The sequence below is a fragment of the Erythrobacter sp. F6033 genome (assembly GCF_023016005.1).
Lineage (GTDB): Bacteria > Pseudomonadota > Alphaproteobacteria > Sphingomonadales > Sphingomonadaceae > Erythrobacter.
In genome coordinates this window covers 638,909-656,982 of the sequence record NZ_JALKAZ010000001.1, presented here as the reverse complement: position 1 = coordinate 656,982, position 18,074 = coordinate 638,909, and the positions used below count along the sequence as shown (strand labels likewise).

General features: G+C 55.8%; 13 protein-coding genes. 6 read left to right on the top strand and 7 right to left on the bottom strand.

The window, feature by feature from the left end; all coding sequences use genetic code 11:
• Positions 1–38 precede the first annotated feature (38 nt).
• The 5 genes from MWU39_RS03105 to MWU39_RS03085 form a co-directional block, all read right to left on the bottom strand.
• Complete coding sequence (locus MWU39_RS03105) at positions 39–3,215, bottom strand: TonB-dependent receptor (protein WP_247158515.1); 3,177 nt, start codon at positions 3,213–3,215, stop codon at positions 39–41.
• Positions 3,216–3,363: 148 nt separating this feature from the next.
• Positions 3,364–4,869, bottom strand: coding sequence for a tryptophan halogenase family protein (locus MWU39_RS03100; protein ID WP_247158514.1), 1,506 nt, complete (start codon positions 4,867–4,869; stop codon positions 3,364–3,366).
• Positions 4,866–6,398 carry a tryptophan halogenase family protein gene (locus tag MWU39_RS03095; protein WP_247158513.1) on the bottom strand — a complete coding sequence of 511 codons (1,533 nt, stop codon included), beginning with the start codon at positions 6,396–6,398 and terminating at the stop codon, positions 4,866–4,868. The genes MWU39_RS03100 and MWU39_RS03095 overlap by 4 nt, the downstream gene beginning before the upstream one ends.
• Positions 6,395–7,435 carry a tryptophan 7-halogenase gene (locus tag MWU39_RS03090; protein ID WP_247158512.1) on the bottom strand — a complete coding sequence of 347 codons (1,041 nt, stop codon included), beginning with the start codon at positions 7,433–7,435 and terminating at the stop codon, positions 6,395–6,397. The genes MWU39_RS03095 and MWU39_RS03090 overlap by 4 nt, the downstream gene beginning before the upstream one ends.
• The gene (locus MWU39_RS03085; RefSeq protein ID WP_247158511.1) at positions 7,432–8,958 is read right to left on the bottom strand and encodes a tryptophan halogenase family protein; all 1,527 of its coding nucleotides are present in this window, start codon (positions 8,956–8,958) and stop codon (positions 7,432–7,434) included. The genes MWU39_RS03090 and MWU39_RS03085 overlap by 4 nt, the downstream gene beginning before the upstream one ends.
• Before the next feature lie 178 nt (positions 8,959–9,136).
• Here MWU39_RS03085 and MWU39_RS03080 point away from each other — a divergent pair, with 178 nt between their 5' ends.
• The 6 genes from MWU39_RS03080 to MWU39_RS03055 are packed head-to-tail and all read left to right on the top strand — an operon-like array spanning position 9,137 to position 15,944.
• Complete coding sequence (locus MWU39_RS03080) at positions 9,137–10,315, top strand: Gfo/Idh/MocA family oxidoreductase (RefSeq protein ID WP_247158510.1); 1,179 nt, start codon at positions 9,137–9,139, stop codon at positions 10,313–10,315.
• The gene (locus MWU39_RS03075; protein ID WP_247158509.1) at positions 10,312–11,370 is read left to right on the top strand and encodes a sugar phosphate isomerase/epimerase; all 1,059 of its coding nucleotides are present in this window, start codon (positions 10,312–10,314) and stop codon (positions 11,368–11,370) included. Before MWU39_RS03080 ends, MWU39_RS03075 begins: the two co-directional genes overlap by 4 nt.
• Positions 11,371–11,392: 22 nt before the next feature.
• Positions 11,393–12,799, top strand: a complete 1,407-nt coding sequence (locus tag MWU39_RS03070; protein WP_247158508.1) for an MFS transporter — start codon at positions 11,393–11,395, stop codon at positions 12,797–12,799.
• A 59-nt stretch (positions 12,800–12,858) separates the two neighbouring features.
• The gene (locus tag MWU39_RS03065) at positions 12,859–13,359 is read left to right on the top strand and encodes a gluconate 2-dehydrogenase subunit 3 family protein (RefSeq protein ID WP_247158507.1); all 501 of its coding nucleotides are present in this window, start codon (positions 12,859–12,861) and stop codon (positions 13,357–13,359) included.
• A 24-nt stretch (positions 13,360–13,383) separates the two neighbouring features.
• Complete coding sequence (locus tag MWU39_RS03060) at positions 13,384–15,096, top strand: GMC family oxidoreductase (RefSeq protein WP_247158506.1); 1,713 nt, start codon at positions 13,384–13,386, stop codon at positions 15,094–15,096.
• Positions 15,093–15,944, top strand: a complete 852-nt coding sequence (locus MWU39_RS03055; protein WP_247158505.1) for a sugar phosphate isomerase/epimerase — start codon at positions 15,093–15,095, stop codon at positions 15,942–15,944. The genes MWU39_RS03060 and MWU39_RS03055 overlap by 4 nt, the downstream gene beginning before the upstream one ends.
• Before the next feature lie 21 nt (positions 15,945–15,965).
• Here the strand turns inward: MWU39_RS03055 and MWU39_RS03050 are convergent, their stop codons facing one another.
• Positions 15,966–16,970, bottom strand: a complete 1,005-nt coding sequence (locus tag MWU39_RS03050) for a glycoside hydrolase family 5 protein (protein ID WP_247158504.1) — start codon at positions 16,968–16,970, stop codon at positions 15,966–15,968.
• 43 nt (positions 16,971–17,013) lie between these two features.
• A complete protein-coding gene (locus MWU39_RS03045; protein ID WP_247158503.1) occupies positions 17,014–18,069 on the bottom strand; it encodes a LacI family DNA-binding transcriptional regulator in 1,056 nt (351 codons plus the stop codon).
• Positions 18,070–18,074: the final 5 nt, after the last annotated feature.

The window sequence follows — 18,074 nt, the reverse complement described above, 5'->3', positions numbered from 1 at the left end:
GCCATAAAGTCTGAGCTGAAGAGAACAGCTTGGGGTGGTTAGAAATTCGCCCGGAGGATTACCGTGTAGCGGCGATCATTGCGGAAGAAGTTCCGCGGAGCCTGCAGCCCAGCTTCGTTCACCGTTTGCGTCGTCTCAGTGATGTCGTCCGTAAGGTTCACACCCTGAACACCAACGGTAAAGTTGTCGGTCACATCAAAGAAGAGTGATGCATCAAGCTGGCCGGTCGCCGGTTGATAGATCGATGCAAACGGGAAGATCACATCACGCGGCGTCAACTGGAATTCACTACGCCAGTTGTAAGCGAGACGGGCCTGGACTGGGCCTTTCTCATATAGAGCCACTGCGTTGATGTTGTGCCGTGAAATCCGCGGGAAAATGCCCGAGTCATTCGCAAAACGTGCCGTCGGTGGGTCATCACTTGGGATCGATGCGTCCAGTTCGTTCGCCACACCAGCTGAGTCGATATAGGTGTAAGTGAACTGTGTCCCCAACCCGCTGAGAGCACCCGGCAGGAAGTCGAAGAAGTGCTGATAAGCAACCTCAAAGCCCGAGACACTCGCGCGTTCGTCTGAGTTGACTTCCGTATTCCGAAGCAGTGGGTTGATAATAGAGTTGTTGACGAAATCGGCCGACAACTGATCACCCGGCAAATCGACTTGGACAGGCGCGAAGGAAATGAACTCTTCGATTTCCTTGTGGAACGCGGCGACTGTCAAAGAACCAGCGCGAGCGAAGTACCACTCCCAAGAGACATCGAAATTCCACGACGTCTGCGGCAGAAGCGATGCGTTACCTGTCGCATTGCCGAAGAAGCCCTGGAACGGTTGAATCGTTCCACCAGCGCCATCCGGGATAGCCGAACCTACTTGAGTATTGATGTCGATCCGCTCGTTCAACTGGAACACGCCTGGACGTGTCAATGTCTTGGAAACCGCGAGCCTCAGCAGATGATCGCCTGGCAAGTCGAGCTTGAGGTTCAGGCTCGGCAGGAAGTCATCATAGGACGTTTGAAGATTGCGGCTGATGGCGAAACCATCACCAATCGCCGTTTCCAACGCGTCGAGATCAAGGCTGCAATATTCCGGAACGACGAAGGCCGGGTTCGGGCTGGTAAAGCCCGGATCGCAAACGAGCGTGTTCGGGAAAATCGAATCAAAGCTGCCGATCGAAAGTGAGCTGTCTACCGAGCGATCCGTGTGGATGTACCGCAGACCAACATTGCCCGACAGACGCGGCAGCGTGTCAGAAGGTTGTTCGAAATCAACCCGGACGTAAGCCGCGAAGTTGTCACGCTCAATCTGACCGATTTCGCTTGGTAGGAACGGCGTACCTGCGACCACACCAGGGCGCGACGTCAGCGGACGCCAACCTGACGGACTAAAACCGTTCCCCGTCGGACTGATGCCATTCGCGCCATAGAGGGCATCGATGATACCGTTGAAGGTATCTTGGAACCCTTGGAAGTTTGCCGCACCCGGACCAGTGTAAGTCGGGATCGGACCACCAAGGCCAGTGTTTAGACCGCGTTGATAGTCTTGGAACTCAAACGTTCCGAAGATTGGGTCGACCAGCGCGTTGAGGGCAGGATTGAGATTGCCACCGACAGTCAGGATAGGATCAGCGCCCGCAGCCACCTGTTGCAAGTCGGCGCCAGTCCACACTTCCGAGATATTACCCCAGTTGAAGTCGGATTCGCGCAAAGTCGATTCCTGTTGCTGGTACCGCGCACCGGCACGAACCGATTTCAACCAGCCATCACCGGAGAAATCATATTCCACGTCGCCGCGGAAGGCGAGCGAGTCCGCTTCGTTCTGAGAGATGTGGTCCATCGCCGAACGCAGGAAGTAATTGCTCGGATCCTGGAAGTAGTCCGCTGGCTGATTTACCGGGGCAATCAGGCTCAACTCTGGCACAGATCCAACAGAGCTGTCGACGCCAATGCGCGAGAAGAACGATGTATGGACGGTCAAGTCGACCACATCAGCGGTAGACTCGATATATTGGATATCGAAATTGAAGCGCAGATTGTCCGTCGGAGAGAATTTTACGTTGAGGCCATAATCCGTGGTCACATCTTGTTCGAAGCGCTCACGGAACAGGTTAAGTTGTTGGCCACCGGCACCAGGGAAGAACGCAGGCGGCAACAGGCCGCTGTTGTTCGGACCGCGCCACTGATTGTTGTCGCTGATCGTACCGCCCGTGAAAATGCCATCATCGTCGAAGACGAAATCACTAGAGTCCAGATTAGACCGTGCACCGGCGCTGTCTGCGCCTGTCTCGATCACATTCTCTCCCCACACCAATTCAGAATCGGACCGGAGGAATTGGGCCGTGGCGAGCCATCTGCCATCATTGCTTTCAAACTGCGCAGCCGCAGCGATGGTCAGCCTTTCGCGATCAAATTCCTGAGTGCGGATGCTACCACCCGATGGCACAAAACCGTCGGCGGTTTCCACGAAGTCGACGAGGCCCGTGCCATCGGCGCGGGATTTTAACTCACCATAGGCAACATTTCCGAGCAATCCGAAGGTGCCCGCGCCTGTATCCCAAGTGTTGGAAATGAGTAGTGAACCGGAAGGACTCCACTCTTCTACAAGATCACCATAGTTACCTTCAATCGAGCCGCTTACAACAAGCCCAGACTGATCCAAGGGCAGGCGCGTACGCAGATCAACCGTTCCAGCTGCACCGCCCTCAATAAGATCGGCCGTGGAGCTCTTGAACACGACAACGCTGCCGAGCAGTTCAGGAGAAACGTCTTCAAAACCGAGATTGCCGCTTGAATTCGCGCCGAATACATCGCGCCCATTCAATTCAGAACGGACGAATGGAAGACCGCGAATAACAACGCCGCTTCCCTCAACCGCAAAGTGATCAGGATCGTTTGGACCCGCGAAACGAAGAACGCTTACCCCGGGAACACGCTGAAGGACTTCCGCAACCGAACGGTCAGGCAATGCGCCAATATCGGATGCGGTAACCACATCAACGACTGTGTCGGCATTGCGTTTTTGCGCTGCCGAAGTCGCAAGCGACTCCCGCAGACCCGTAACGATAATGGCGTCACCTTCTTCTATCTCAGGAGCGGGCTCGTTTGCCTGCTCATCCTGCGCCATCGCTGGCGCGGCAGCGATAAGCCCAAGCGTGGAAACGCTCGTAAAAAGAGTTTTGGACATAAGTCCACCAGCGGCGCGTGCGCTTGATAGTTTCACAGTTTTCCCTCCCGTCACGTGCCAGACGATAGCACGCGTATTGTTCTATCCTGATAAAATCCCATATTGACTACGTTGTCAACAATGTTTGTTTTCGGTTGTGGATTTTGCTCACGGCCGTTCTCTGAATGTGCGTTTCCGCCCGTAGTCACGCCTTGCAATGGCGTTCGATAAACTCTGAATGTGTCGGCATTTCAGAAACAGCGTTGTCAATTGTTGCGCCAATGCCACGGATTACCGAATCAATTTTCGCGATCGGGACTTTCGAAATAAGCGGGTTGCTGGATTGAGGCTCAATCCCCTGACCATACATCACAGCCAACCAGCTGGCCGTGCCAAAGATATCGTTTGGCTCTTCAAATATCCGCCCACCTTCACGAAACTGCGCGACGCGGCGTTCCAGATCGAATGGCAACTCTATTGACTGGCAATGCCGCCAAAACGGCGTGTCGTCTCGCTTGGTCGCGGTGTAGTGGAGCACAAGAAAATCCCGCACGCGCTCATACTCAAGCAGGGTTCTTCGATTAAAGGCATCGATGTCTGCTGTGTTGAAACGCTTGTCAGGGAAATGGGTCAGCAATCTTGCAAGACTGGTCTGAACCAAATGAATGCTCGTGGATTCCAACGGCTCCATAAAGCCAGCAGCCAAACCCAGGGCCAGCACATTGCCATTCCAGAATTTCTTCCGGTGGCCGGTTGTGAAGCGTATCCTGTTGGCCTCTGCCATCGGCGCTCCGTCGAGGTTGGCGCGTAATGTCGCCTCTGCGTCGTCGTCACTCAAGAACTCGCTGCAATAGACATAGCCATTGCCGGTGCGATGCTGGAGAGGGATGCGCCATTGCCATCCCGCCTCGCGCGCTGTCGCTCTGGTATAGGGAATAGGGTCAGCGATCTTCTCGCAAGGCATCGCAACTGCGCGATCACAAGGCAGCCATTTGCGCCAATCCTCATATCCGGTTTCCAAAGCCTGTTCGATAAGAAGTCCGCGAAATCCAGAGCAATCGACAAAGAAATCTCCATCGATACTCTGGCCATTCTCCAGCGTGAGCGAGGTCACATGGCCGCTCTCACTATCAAGCGCGACGTCGCTGATCTTTCCTTCGATCCGCTCGACACCTTTGCCTTCTGCAAACCGGCGCAAAAAGGCGGCGTAAAGGGAGGCATCAAACTGAAATGCATAATTGATCCCCGCATAGGCCGATTGCGGACGGTCTTTGACAGGCCTGCGAAACCTTTCGCGGCGACACGCCTCAACCATCAGAGAATAGGCGAACAGATCATCTTTTTTGCCTGCCAGATTTCTGTGAATCCAATATTGGTAAAACGGAATTGCATCGAAATCCCGCCCGAAATCACCGAACGGGTGGATGTAAGAATGGCCCAACTCTTTCCAGTCGACGAACTCGATGCCCAGTTTGAAGGTTGCATTTGTTTCCCGAACAAACTCGTCTTCATCGATGCCGAGCATGGTGTTGAATGCGATGATCGGCGGGATTGTCGCTTCACCGACGCCGACCGTCCCAATAGCTTCGGATTCGATTAATGTTACACGGGTGGGCGATCCTTCCAGCAAATGCCCGAGCGCCGCCGCGGTCATCCACCCTGCGGTTCCGCCGCCAACGATTACAACTCGGTCAAGCAGATGCGGGTTCATATAGGTTTCGCTTTCAATTCTATCGGCGCTGCCTTGCAGAACCGATCAATATAGGCTTGGTGGGCAGGCATCGCTGCCGCGGCCTTGGCGTAAGCACCGCGCATATTTGCCATGCTTTGGGCGAGATTTTTCTCTTCCAGGCAGTGCGCGAGCGGATTGAAACCTTGCGGCCCCCACCCCTGCCCTTCTGCAACCGCAAGCCAGCTGGTCACGTCAAACAGCTCCGCATCGTATTTGAAGAACCGCCCTTGCGAACTAAGCAACTCGATCTTTCGCGATAGGCTTTCCGGAATGCTCATCTCACGAACATAATCCCAGAACGGCGCATCATCGCGCCGAGTTGCTTTGTAGTGCAGCACGAGGAAGTCACGAATATGCTCGAAATCGTCACGCATCAGACGGTTGTATTCATTGCGCTCAACAGGAGCTTCGACGGAGCTTGGGAAAAGCGAAATGAGTTTGGAAATACCCATCTGAATAAGATGGATGCTGGTCGATTCCAGCGGCTCCAAAAAGCCCGATGAAAGCCCAATTGCGACACAATTCGAAGACCAGAACTGATCGCGATGTCCTGTGCGGAACCGGAGATGATTTGGCGAACTGACCGGCTTGCCATCGAGATTGGCCAGCAGCACTTCTTCAGCCTGTTCGGCGCTGCAATAGGCATCGCAGAACACATGTCCGTTGCCTATACGATGTTGCAGCGGAATGCGCCATTGCCAGCCAGCCTCGCGCGCAGTGGAGCGCGTATAAGGCACCGGGTCGCCTTTCTTCTCGCACGCGACAGCTACGGCTCGGTTGCATGGCAGCCAGTGGCTCCAATCGTGATACCCTGCACCGCAAGCGCCATCGATCAACAGCCCGCGAAAGCCGGTGCAATCGATGAACAGATCACCCTCAACCCTTCGGTCGTGATCGAGCATTAGCGCAGTGATGTGACCACTCTCACTATCCTGCTCAACGCTTTCGATCAGTCCTTCAATCCGTGTCGCGCCACGCTGCTCAGCGAACTTCCTTAGGAAAGCAGCATAAAGTGACGCATCGAAATGAAATGCATAGCCAAGCTGCCCGATGACCGGGCCATGATCGGCTTCGGGTCTGAGAAATTTGCCTTGATACGCCGCCAAAGTGTTGAGCGAATATTCGCTTAAGCCATGCGGATCTCCCTGACCGCGCAGCCGCGCCCAGTGCTGGTGAAATTCGACTGCTTCAAGGTCAAAGCCATAGCGTCCGAACGGGTGAAAATAGCTCTCCCCCAAAGCGCCCCAGTCAGCGAATTCGATCCCAAGCTTATAGGTCGCTTGGGTCGCACGCATGAATTCGTGCTCGTCGATACCCAGACGCTGATTGAATTTGGCAATCGCCGGGATGGTTGCTTCGCCCACACCGACGGTCGCAATCATTTCAGACTCTACCAGCGTGACCGATATTCCCGCTCCGCTCAGGGTTTTTGCGAGTGCGGCTGCGGTCATCCAACCGGCTGTGCCGCCTCCTGCGATGACGACACGCTTGACCTGCGTCGCCATCATGCTGCCATTTCCTTACCCACGATTTGCACAATCTGTTTTCGCAATTCCGTGAGCCATTTCATCAACTCATCACTAGGCAATCGATCCGCCATCCGATCATACCGCTGCGGGGTGATACCTCGGGCGCGCAACGCCGTGAGCCATTCCGGCTGTTTGAAGACTTCGAAATCCTCGGTCGGTATGCGGCCGCAGGCGGCGAACAAATCCAGCTTACGGGTCAATTGCGGTGATGCACTTTTTCGCAAGTCCTTTGCCGCCAAAAGCGTGCGCATATCGGCAATCCGCGCCGCCTCATTCTTGGACAGCCGGTTGAATTCCGAGCGTTCGTTTGGTTGGTCGGTCAGATCGCCAACAAGGCCTGCAATACGACTAGCAGCGTTAGCCAAAGTCTGCAGTTCGATCCCGGCCAGATCAGTTGACGACGCAATGACTATTTCGCCTTCGCTCCACATCGTTTCCTTGCAATCCCGTCCGGCTCGAATGGAGATGTCAGCCCCCAACCCCGCCGCATCTTCTCCGACTATGCGCGCCCCTGATTGCTGGGCAAATTGCAGCAAGAGCCCCGCATACTTTTCACGATTGAGAGCCATGCCGAACTGAACTGGCAGCTGCGTCAATTGCTGCATCGGCACCGCCTTGCCTGCATCGTGTAAAGCCAGCGAAAGAGAAAAATCAGACAGGTCGGGCAAAGCCTGAATCCCGGCGCCCCTTTGCCAATAATGATGGAATTCTACGCCGCCCCTGCCAACGCCGAATGGCGAGAACGGTATGGAGACCGTGCCGCCCGGCGTTTGCGCAGACCATGCGAATGCGGGCCGCGCATCGACTGCTCGCATAAATGCATCGGGAGCAAGGCCAAGTTCGCCGTGGAAACCAAGCATTTCCGGTCGAGCCAACAGCTCGTCACCGGATGCAGAAGAACCGCTTGCGGCAATGATTAGCTCCCGCCCCGGGCCGAGCCAACGCTTTGCCAGTGTCGCCCCGACAACGCTCACCCCGAGCCGATCCCCGCTAACCAGTATGCGCTTTGTGGTCATGCAGCGCGGTCCATCCCTGCATGCTGTGCAAGATATTCAGCGTGATCACCCATTGATGCAGCGGCCTTCGCCATATGCGCCTTCAACCCAGCCAGATGTTGCAAGACCTGCTCATCGGGAATGCGATCAACCCGCGCATCATAACCGCTGGGCATGGCGCGCTGACCAATCAAAACCGCGATCCAACTTGGGACCAGAAACAGGCCATGCTCATAGGCTGAGACGTGGCCGTTCGCCCCAAACAGCGACAAGCGTTCGCGCAGGCTATCCGGCACATTCATGGTGCGCATGTGGTTCCAGAAATCGGAATCGTCCCGCTCGGTCGCGTTGTAATGCAGCACAAGAAAGTCGCGAATGCGCTCGAACTGCAGATCCATCCAGTGATTGTATTCACGCTCTTCAACCACAGTATCGGGCGTCTGCGGAAACAGTTCGAGCAGTTTGGTAATACCTTCTTGGATCAGATAGATACTGGTGGATTCAAGCGGCTCCAAAAACCCACCGGAAAGGCCAATTGCCACAACATTCCGGTTCCAAAGCTTGCGGCGCTTGCCAGTGACAAACCTGAGAAAGCGCGGGTCCGCCAGCGGCTTGCCATCGAGGCCGGCGATGAGCGTTTCGGCGGCCTTTTCATCATCAAGGAACTGGCTCGAATAGACATGGCCATTCCCCGTCCGGTGCTGCAATGGAATACGCCAAGACCACCCTGCCTCATGCGCGGTTGCGCGTGTAAAGGGAGCCGGCGGACCAGCGCTTTCGCACGGCATCGCAACGGCCCGATCAGCCGGGAGCCATTCGCTCCAATCATCATAGCCAGTCTTCAGCGCCTTCTCGATCAAGAGCCCGAAAAAACCGGTGCAATCAACAAACAAGTCGCCGGAAACTTCGCGGCCGTCATCTAGGGTAAGCGACGCGACACGCCCGCTTTCGCCCTTAAGCGAAACGTCGGTAACTTTGCCTTCGATCCGCGTGACACCACGCTTCTCGGAAAGCGTACGCATAAACGGTGCGTATTGGAGCGCATCGAACTGATAGGCGTAACGATACGTCGACAGGACAGACCGGGGATCTTCGCTAGGGGGTTGAAATTTTCCGTTTCGGCACGCGATGACCGGTAGAGAATACTCATCAAGCGGGCCAACTTCCGGATGATCGGAGAATTTGCGCCAGTAGTGGTGGAACGGCACCCCGTCATTCGGCAGGCCGAATTCGCCGAATGGATGGATATAGCTGTCGCCCTTCCGTCCCCAATTTACGAACTCGATGCCGAGTTTAAACGTTGCGGACGTTGCAGCCATGAATTCGGCTTCATTCACACCGATTGTGTCATTGAACTGCTTGATATGCGGAAGCGTAGCCTCACCGACCCCGACCACACCGATAGCCTCGGACTCAATCAGGGTGATTTCCAGTCCGGTCGGCCCCAACATGCTGGCAAGGCCAGCTGCGGTCATCCACCCGGCGGTGCCTCCACCGACGATAACGACGCGATTGATTCTGTCTTCGGCGTCGATCCCGGACACGCGAAACTCCTTTCCCCTTACCGCAAGATCGCATGCGGTCTTGCGATGTCAACAGGCCTGACAACGGACGCTGACAGGTTTTTTACCCTTTTGCTTGACGCCTGAATAGTTTCGGTAATACAAATTGACAACGTAAGACAAGATTGTGGGGTGCAATTCTGTCGATTGGGAGGGAATTTTGGACTCGAAGCGCATGCAAATGGGCATGGTTGGCGGTGGCGCAGGCGCGTTCATCGGCGCAGTGCATCGGATGGCTGCTGCGCTCGACGGCGAAATTGATCTCGTGTGTGGCGCTTTCAGCCGCGATCCGGAAATCTGCAAGCAGACTGGCCGCGATCTCGGGCTCGCTGAAGACCGCTGCTACTCCGACACTGAGACAATGCTCACTGCAGAAGCCGCACGCAGCGATGCAATGCAGTGCTTGTCCATAGTCACGCCAAATCACGCCCATGTGCCCATGGCTAAAGCAGCCGCGCTCGCAGGCTCTCATGTCATTTCAGACAAGCCCGCCGGCATTTCCTTGGCCGAGGTCGAACAGCTAGCCGAGACGCTCTCGCAAACGAAGACAGCTTACGCCCTTACGCATACCTATCTCGGCTATCCGATGGTGTGGCAAGCCCGCGCGATTGCTGCCCGTCCCGAGTTTGGCGCGGTTCGCAAAGTTATCGTGAACTACACGCAAGGATGGTTGGCTCAGCCCGCGGAGAAAAGCGGCAACAAGCAAGCAGCGTGGCGGGTCGACCCAGCACTTGCCGGACCAGCCGGAGCGCTGGGCGACATTGGTAGCCACGCGCACAGTCTGGCTGAATTCATCGCTCATTCGCGGATGGACACGTTGTCAGCCCGCCTGCGAAGTCATTTGCCCGATCGTCCGCTCGACGATGATGGAGCAATCGACTTCACGCTCGAAAACGGAGCGACCGGCACGCTCATCTCAAGCCAAATTTGCGCAGGTGACGAGAACGATCTGTTCATTCGCGTCTACGGTGAAAACGCCAGTCTCGAATGGCGCCAGATGGAACCCAACACTCTGATCGAGCGTCGCGGCTCGGGTGAAACGATCATCCACCGTGCCGGAATCGACAAGCCGCTTCATGAGGAAGCGTTGTCGCGCTGTAGGCTCCCTTCTGGTCACCCTGAAGGGTACGTTGAAGCCTTCGCCAATCTGTACCGGAACACGGCCAGAGCTGTACGCGATGGAGCCGCTCCCATCTCACTCGGCGTGCCTGGCATCGCAGAAGCGCTTCGCGGAATGGCGTTTCTCGAAGCATCAATCGCCAGCAGCGCCGATGGCGGCGCATGGACCGATGTAAAGGCGCCCTCTGTCGGACCCGACCTTAAAGGACTGCTCGCATGAAACAGTTACGCGGACCCGCTATCTTTCTGGCCCAGTTTATGGGCGACAAAGCGCCTTTTGACTCGCTCGACAACATTGCAGAATGGGTGGCGGGCCTTGGCTATAAAGGCATCCAGATACCATCGAATGATCCGCGCTGTATGGATCTCGATCTCGCCGCAGAAAGTCAGGATTACTGCGATGAGCTGGCCGGTCGCTGCGCCGAGCATGGCCTGACGATCACAGAGCTATCGACACATCTTCAAGGGCAATTGGTTGCTGTCCATCCCGCCTATGATGAATTGTTTGATGCATTTGCTCCTGCGCATTTGCACGGCAAACCGGATGCGCGTCAGGAATGGGCCGTAGACCAGGTCAAGAAGGCCGCAATAGCCTCCCGCCGTTTGGGGCTGAAATCCCACGCCAGCTTTTCCGGAGCATTGATGTGGCACCTTGTGTATCCGTGGCCGCAGCGCCCAGCCGGGCTGGTCGAAGAGGGCTTCGCAGAATTGGCGCGGCGCTGGCGCCCTATACTTGATGTCTTCGAAGACAACGGGGTCGATTGCGCCTATGAAATTCATCCGGGCGAAGACCTGCATGATGGCGCGACGTTTGAGATGTTTCTCGACGCAGTAGACAATCATCCACGTGCCAACATCCTGTTTGACCCGAGCCATTTCGTGCTGCAACAGCTCGACTACCTCGACTTCATTGATCGCTATCATGACCGCATAAAAGCATTCCATGTGAAGGATGCAGAGTTTCGGCCCAACGGGCGCACCGGTGTCTATGGCGGGTATCAGGGATGGCAGGACCGTGCGGGCCGCTTCCGTTCGCTTGGCGATGGTCAAGTCGATTTCCGCCAGATTTTCAGCAAGCTGACCCAGTACGGATTTGACGGTTGGGCCGTGCTCGAATGGGAATGCTGCATCAAACATCCGGAACAAGGCGCCGCTGAAGGCGCGCCTTTCATCGCCGACCATATCATCCGACCAACCGAATACGCATTCGACGATTTTGCGGGCGGAACGGCTGATCCGGCCAAGCTAAAACGTGCGCTCGGCATCAATAGCTGACGGCGGCGATAGGGAGAGATCAATGGCAACCGCATCCATGGACGCAGTCGGGTCGACCGGCGTAAATCGCAACAGGCTATTCTGGCTTAGCTGTATCTCGCTCATTGTAACGGCGATGACCTTTGCAATTCGCGCGGGCATCCTGACTCAATTGTCCGAAGAGTTCGCATTGAGCGACACCCAGCTTGGCTGGGTCAACAGCATGGCGTTCCTCGGCTTTCCGCTGGCGATGGTGGTGTTCGGCTTTCTCTACAACAAGCTTGGGCCGCGCCTGATTATGATCCTCGCTTTTGCCGGGCACCTGCTCGGACTTGTCCTGACCATCCTTGCCGACGGCTTTCTGGGCCTTTTGATCTCGACCTTCTTTATCGGCTTTGCCAACGGTTCTGTTGAGGCTGCGTGTAACCCGCTGGTTGCCGATCTTTACCGCGATGAAAAGACGAAGTGGCTGAACCGCTTCCATGTCTGGTTCCCCGGCGGGATCGTGATCGGGGCGGTAATTTCCTATCTGATGACCAACGCCGGAATTGGCTGGCAGCCGCAAATTGCCGTTATGTTGATCCCGACCGCAATCTACGGGTTCATGGTATTTACGACGCAATTTCCGGATGTTCCGGCAAGCGAAAAAACCGTCGATCTCGACACAAGAGGCGTGGTGCTTATGGGCACTATTCTTGGCCTGCTGGTCCTCATCGGCACGCCAAACAATTTGGTCGCCGGACTTCCAGGAACCTTTATTTTGCCGCTGCTGGCAGTGCTGGGCCTCACCTTTATGCTGATGCTGTTTCGAGCAGGCCGGACGCGCGATGCGTTGCTGCTTGTTTTGCTGATGGCGATTATGAGCGTGACAGCCACATCGGAATTGGGAACGCAGCAGTGGGTTGATCGCATTCTGGGTGCGCAGCTCGGTAATCTTCCGGGTCAGGCGATGATCGTGCTTGGCATGGTGACCGGGATCATGGCGGTCGGCCGCTATTTCGCTGGCCCGCTTATCCACGCGCTCAATCCTCTTGGCGTGTTGTTGATGAGCGCGATCCTGACAACCATCGGCCTGTTGATGATGGCATCAGCCAGCGGAGCGATGGTCTATGCTTCGGCGATCGTCTTCGCAGTGGGCGTTTGTTACTTCTGGCCCACGATGATCGGTGTCACCGCACAATACGTGCCGCGCTCGGGCGCGCTGGGGATGAGCCTTGTCGGGGCAGCGGGTATGTTCGCCCTTACCATTTGGAACCCGATCATTGGCGGATGGATCGACGGCGCGAGAGCCGAAGCCGAAGCAAGCGGACTGACCGGAACTGCGGTCGAAGTCGCTGCCGGGCAAGGTGCCTTGTCCCAGCTCGTCTATTTTCCAGTCATTCTGATTGTCGTGTTCGCTGCTCTCTATTTTGCACGAAAACGGCTCGAAATGTCGGCAGAGGAGGCATAGTCATGTCGCACTGCTCCCCTTCAATCGACCGGCGCTCAATCTTGCGAGGAAGCGTTACTGTGGCTGGCGCCTTGGTCGTCCTGCCAACTCTTGCGAGCCTTGCCGGTTGCAGCTCTGCTCCGGCGAGCCTTGATGCGCACAAGCGCTTGATCGCATCCATCGCCGATCGGGTTATTCCCGCCACACAAACGCCCGGTGCGATTGATGCAGGTGTGCCGGAATACATCAGCAACGTATTCACCGATTTCTTCACCTCCGAACAGCAGGACGAGTTTGTGGAGGGTCTGGCAGACCTTGCATCCAGTCTTGGAGGTAGCGGAGGTGATTTCACGGCCTTAAGCTCCGAAGATCAAGACCGCGCCCTGACAGAAATTGATCAAGGCGATTATGACGCGCCAGGTCGTGCGCAATGGCAGCAGATACGCGACCTCTCCATCTTCGGTTTCTACACCTCAGAAGCGGCTACACAGGAACTCGCCTTTGAAGAGATTCCGGGCCGCTACGATGCCTGCGTGCCGCTTGCCGAAATTGGCAGCGCCTGGCTCGACCGCGGCGTCTAACTTTCCCCAATCAGGACCTTCTCAATGGCTCTAAATGAAGACTTTGACGTAATTGTTGTCGGCTCCGGCATGTCGGGAGGCTACGCCGCGAAAGAATTCTGCGAGAAGGGGATGAAAACCCTCGTGCTGGAACGCGGCAAGATGACCGAGCATAGCGTCGACTATGTTGGTGAGAACCAGAACCCCTGGGATATGAAGCACCGCGACCGTGTCGATCCGCAGCTCGCCGAAGCGGAATATCCGGTGCAAAGCACCTGCTATGCATTTCGCGAAAGCACGCGTGGTTTCTTCATCAATGACAAGGAAAATCCATACTCGGTAGAGGAGGGTAAAACCTTCGCGTGGCTTAGGGGTGATCAGGTTGGCGGCAAGTCGCTTATGTGGGCGCGCCAAAGCTATCGCTGGAGCGACCTCGATTTTGGTGCGAACAAAGCTGATGGCCACGGGACAGATTGGCCGATCCGGTATGCCGATGTCGCGCCGTGGTATGACTATGTCGAGAAGTTTATCGGGATTAGCGGATCGGCGGAAGGTCTGCCGCAATTGCCCGACAGTATCTTCCAGCCGCCGATGGAGCTGACCTGTGTCGAGCAAGACGCCAAAACTAAGATCGAAGCCGCTTTCCCAGAGCGCAATCTGATTCCTGGGCGCGCGGCTCATCTGACCAAGCCAACCGAGGAACAGACCAGCTTAGGTCGCGGCTCATGCCAGTTCCGCAATCAGTGCGAACGCGGTTGTTCGTTCGGGGCCTATTTCTCGAGCGTTTCCGCCACCCTCCCCGCGGCCAACCGGACTGGCAATATGACGCTGATGTCTGACATGCTCGTCGAGCGCATTCTGTATGATGCCGAAACCGGCAAGGCGACAGGTGTGCGGACCATCAATCGCAAGACCAAGGAGAGCAAGGACTTCACCGCGAAAGTCATTTTCCTGTGCGCTTCAACTCTGGGCACCGTCCAGATCATGCTCAATTCAACGTCAGAGAGCTTCGCAAACGGTTTCGCCAATTCAAGCGGCACGCTGGGCCAATATCTGATGGATCACCACACGCGGATCGGCGCGCAGGGCAACTATCCGGGCTTTGAAGACAAGTATTTCGCCGGGCGCAGACCGAACGGGATATACATTCCGCGCTTCTCCAACCTCGGCAACGAAACTGACGCCGATTTCACCCGAGGCTACGGCTATCAAGGGGGCAGCAATCGAGGTTCGTGGACGCGCGCACTCGGCGGAAGAGGTTTTGGCGAGGAACTGAAAAACGAACTGCGCCAGCCCGCAGGCAATTGGACAATGCGTCTTCAGGGATTTGGTGAGATGCTGCCGCGCGCAGAAAACCGTGTCACACTGCATCCGAGCAAGACCGACAATTACGGTATCCCGCAGATACACGTCGACGTGAGTTGGGGTGACAACGAGCGGAAAATGCGCGTGGCGATGAAACACGATGCTATTGCAATGCTAGAGGCTGCTGGCTGCACTGATATTCAGGCCTTCGAAGAAGAGCCGGTACCCGGCCATTGCATCCATGAAATGGGCGGTGCGCGGATGGGCCGAGATCCGAAGACTTCGGTGCTTAACGGGTTTAACCAGTGCCACGACGTGCCCAATGTCTTCGCCACCGACGGTTCCGCTTTCGCGTCTGAAGCATGCCAAAACCCGTCACTCACATTCATGGCGCTCACCGCCCGTGCGGTCGACTACGCCGCGACGCGAATGAAAGAAGGAAGTCTGACATGAACATCCACACGGACCGCCGCACCCTCTTGGGCAGCGCTGCATTGATGGGCTTGGGCGCACTCTCGGGCTGTTCTGCTCCCACGGGTGAGGAAGACGCCGACGCAGCGAAGCCGATTTATGACGGCGTGCTTGGCGTGCAGCTCTATACGGTCCGGGACCTCTTCGAAGCTGATCCGAGAGCAACTCTCGAAGCGCTCGCCGGAATAGGTTTCAAAGACTGCGAAACCGCTGGCCTCTTCGACCACGAAGCAGCGGATATTCGCGCTATGATGGACGATTTGGGCTTGATGAGCCGCTCTGCACATGTGCGTTTGCCGCAGCTGCGCGATGATTTCTCAACAGCGATTGAAGAGGCAAAGGTGCTCGGACAAGACCGTCTCTACCTCGGTTGGATACCCGAGGAAGAACGAACTTTGGACAAGTATCGCGCCCTTGCCGAACTGCTGAACCAACGCGGTGAAGAAGCCAAAGCCGCAGACATGATGGTCGGTTACCATAACCACGAATTCGAGTTTATCGATGAAGCAGGCACGAACGGTTATGACATTCTGCTTGCAGAAACGGATCCCGAGCTTGTGACCATGGAAATCGATTTCTTCTGGGCAGCGGAGGCCGGTATCGAGCCCGCATCACTATTTGAAAAAGCGCCCGGGCGTTTCACATCATGCCATATCAAAGACCGCACATCATCGGGCGAGATGGTTTCTGTTGGTGATGGAACAATCGATTTTGCCAGTCACTTTGCATTGGCTGAAAAAGCCGGACTTGAACGGTTTTATGTCGAGCATGACAACCCGAACGATCCGCTGGCATCAGTAGGCCGCAGCTACGCTCACTTGACGAAGTAAGCATAGCCGCAGCCATACAAATCACTCTCCCGTTAGGGCTTTGAGCATCGATTGGTCGAAACCGCGTTCATTGTCGTAAAGCGCGAACGTATTGCCGTATGACCAGAGGCACCAGGGGATGTCGGCGCCTTCCATCGCGGCACTAACTGCACCTGCCCACTTTACGCGCTCTTTGTTATCAACTGGCGAGTTGACGCCAAACTCGCCGAGGAAAACCGGTCGTTTGATCGCGTCACGAAAGGCTGTGGCGGTGTCGACAGCAGCGGCGAGTTCCGCCTTGTCCGCTTTCGAGCCCCAACCCCGTTTGCCCTTAGGCATATCATCACCAAGCCAGGTTGCTTCTTGGTGCGTGAAGGGAAACGGATCGTAATAGTGAAAGGTGTATACGACATTCGGATCATCCGTTGCGAGGTTTGTCGCAAGCGTACGGATGCCTGACCATTCCTCGCCGCCAAGAATGACGATGCGATCCGGATTGTGATTGCGGATCAGTGTTAGACCTACCGTTTGCGCACGGCGCATTTGCGTGCCCTTAAGGTTTTTGAACGGCTCATTGAGCACTTCAAACCAGACATTTTCAGGTTGTTCTGCGTAGTGCTTCGAAAGCTGATCCCAGATCATGCCATAGCGAAGCATCTGCCCTTCGGGATCTTCCATGATCTCTTCAAAATGATGGATGTTGAGGATGACGTTCAAACCGGCGTCTTGCGCCCATTTTAGGTTCTGGTCGACCAGCGCCATGAACTCTGGATCAATACCAAAATCAGGTGCTGGCCCCGTGTAGTCGCTCCACCGCACCGGAATACGGACGGTATCGAGCCCGGCCTTTGCAACCCGGTCATAGTCTTCTTTGGAATACAAACGTCCCCAAGATGCATCTTTCGGTGCTTCGAGCGCGTTCCCCATATTGACGCAGCGTTTCATCTGAAATTGCGAAGCGGTCTGGACCGCCTCCACCTCATCAGTTTGCTGCGCATTGACTCCGCCAGCAACACCCAACGCGATCACAAATGATAACGTTGTCAATTTTCCTGAAAGTCTCATGTCTCTCTTCCCTAGTCTGCCCAAATTACGAAACTGGCGGCGGTGCGGTGGTGTCCCGAATGATCAATTCATGATCCAGCACGACACGATGCGCCGAATTGCCATTATTGCTGTTAAAGCTGCCGATGAGTTCATGGATCGCGCGCGCGCCCAAATCATGCAGTGGCTGACGAATTGTGGTCAAAAACGGCCGCATTCGCGTTGCGATTTCGGCATCATCGAAGCCAACAATGGATAGATCCGTCGGGACCTTCACACCGCGCTCAGTGCAGGCTGCAACCACTCCTGCCGCCATATCATCGTTCGAAGCAAAAACAGCGGTAGGGGGCTGATCCAACTGAAGGAAATGAACACCTGCATCATAGCCCGCAGCAAAGTCGAACGCGCCCGGTCGCACCAATTCAGGGTCAACTGTCAGCCCTGCAGCCTCCATCGCGACGCAAAACCCGGAATACCGGACGTGTGCCGAGCGCTGATCTTGACTGCCCTTAACGAAACCGATCCGCTTGTGGCCCAGCGCAGTCAGGTGCCGCACAACATCAATCGACGCCTGGTAATCGTCAATCTCGACCAGCAAGCCTTGGTTTTGAGTGCCATCAACCGGTCCAACGCGTACGACTTGGATGCCCATTTCATTCAAGACAAAGCCGATCTTCTCATCATTGGCGTAGGGTGCGAGCAAGACGACACCGTCCGGTTTACGCCGACGCATCAAGCCTTCGAATGCGGATCGTATTTCGGCAATAGATTTACCGCCCAGGTTTTCGAGCAAACTGATCGAGAGCTGATACCCCAGCTCCTGGCAGGCGAAAACCGCGCCGAACTGAATGGAATTTACATAATTGCTACCCGCAACGTGGCAGACCAGATTAACATCGTAGGATCGACTGCCGCGTAGCGAACGGGCCGATTGGCTTGGCACGTAATCCAACGCATCGGCGGCCTCGCGGACCTTTTGACGCAACTTTTCCTGCACGTGAGGTTCGTTGTTTAAGACACGGGAAACAGTCTTAATAGAAACACCGGCGCGCTCGGCAACGTCCTTCATCTTTGCAGAATTTGTATCCGTACCTCGTGCCATTTCCA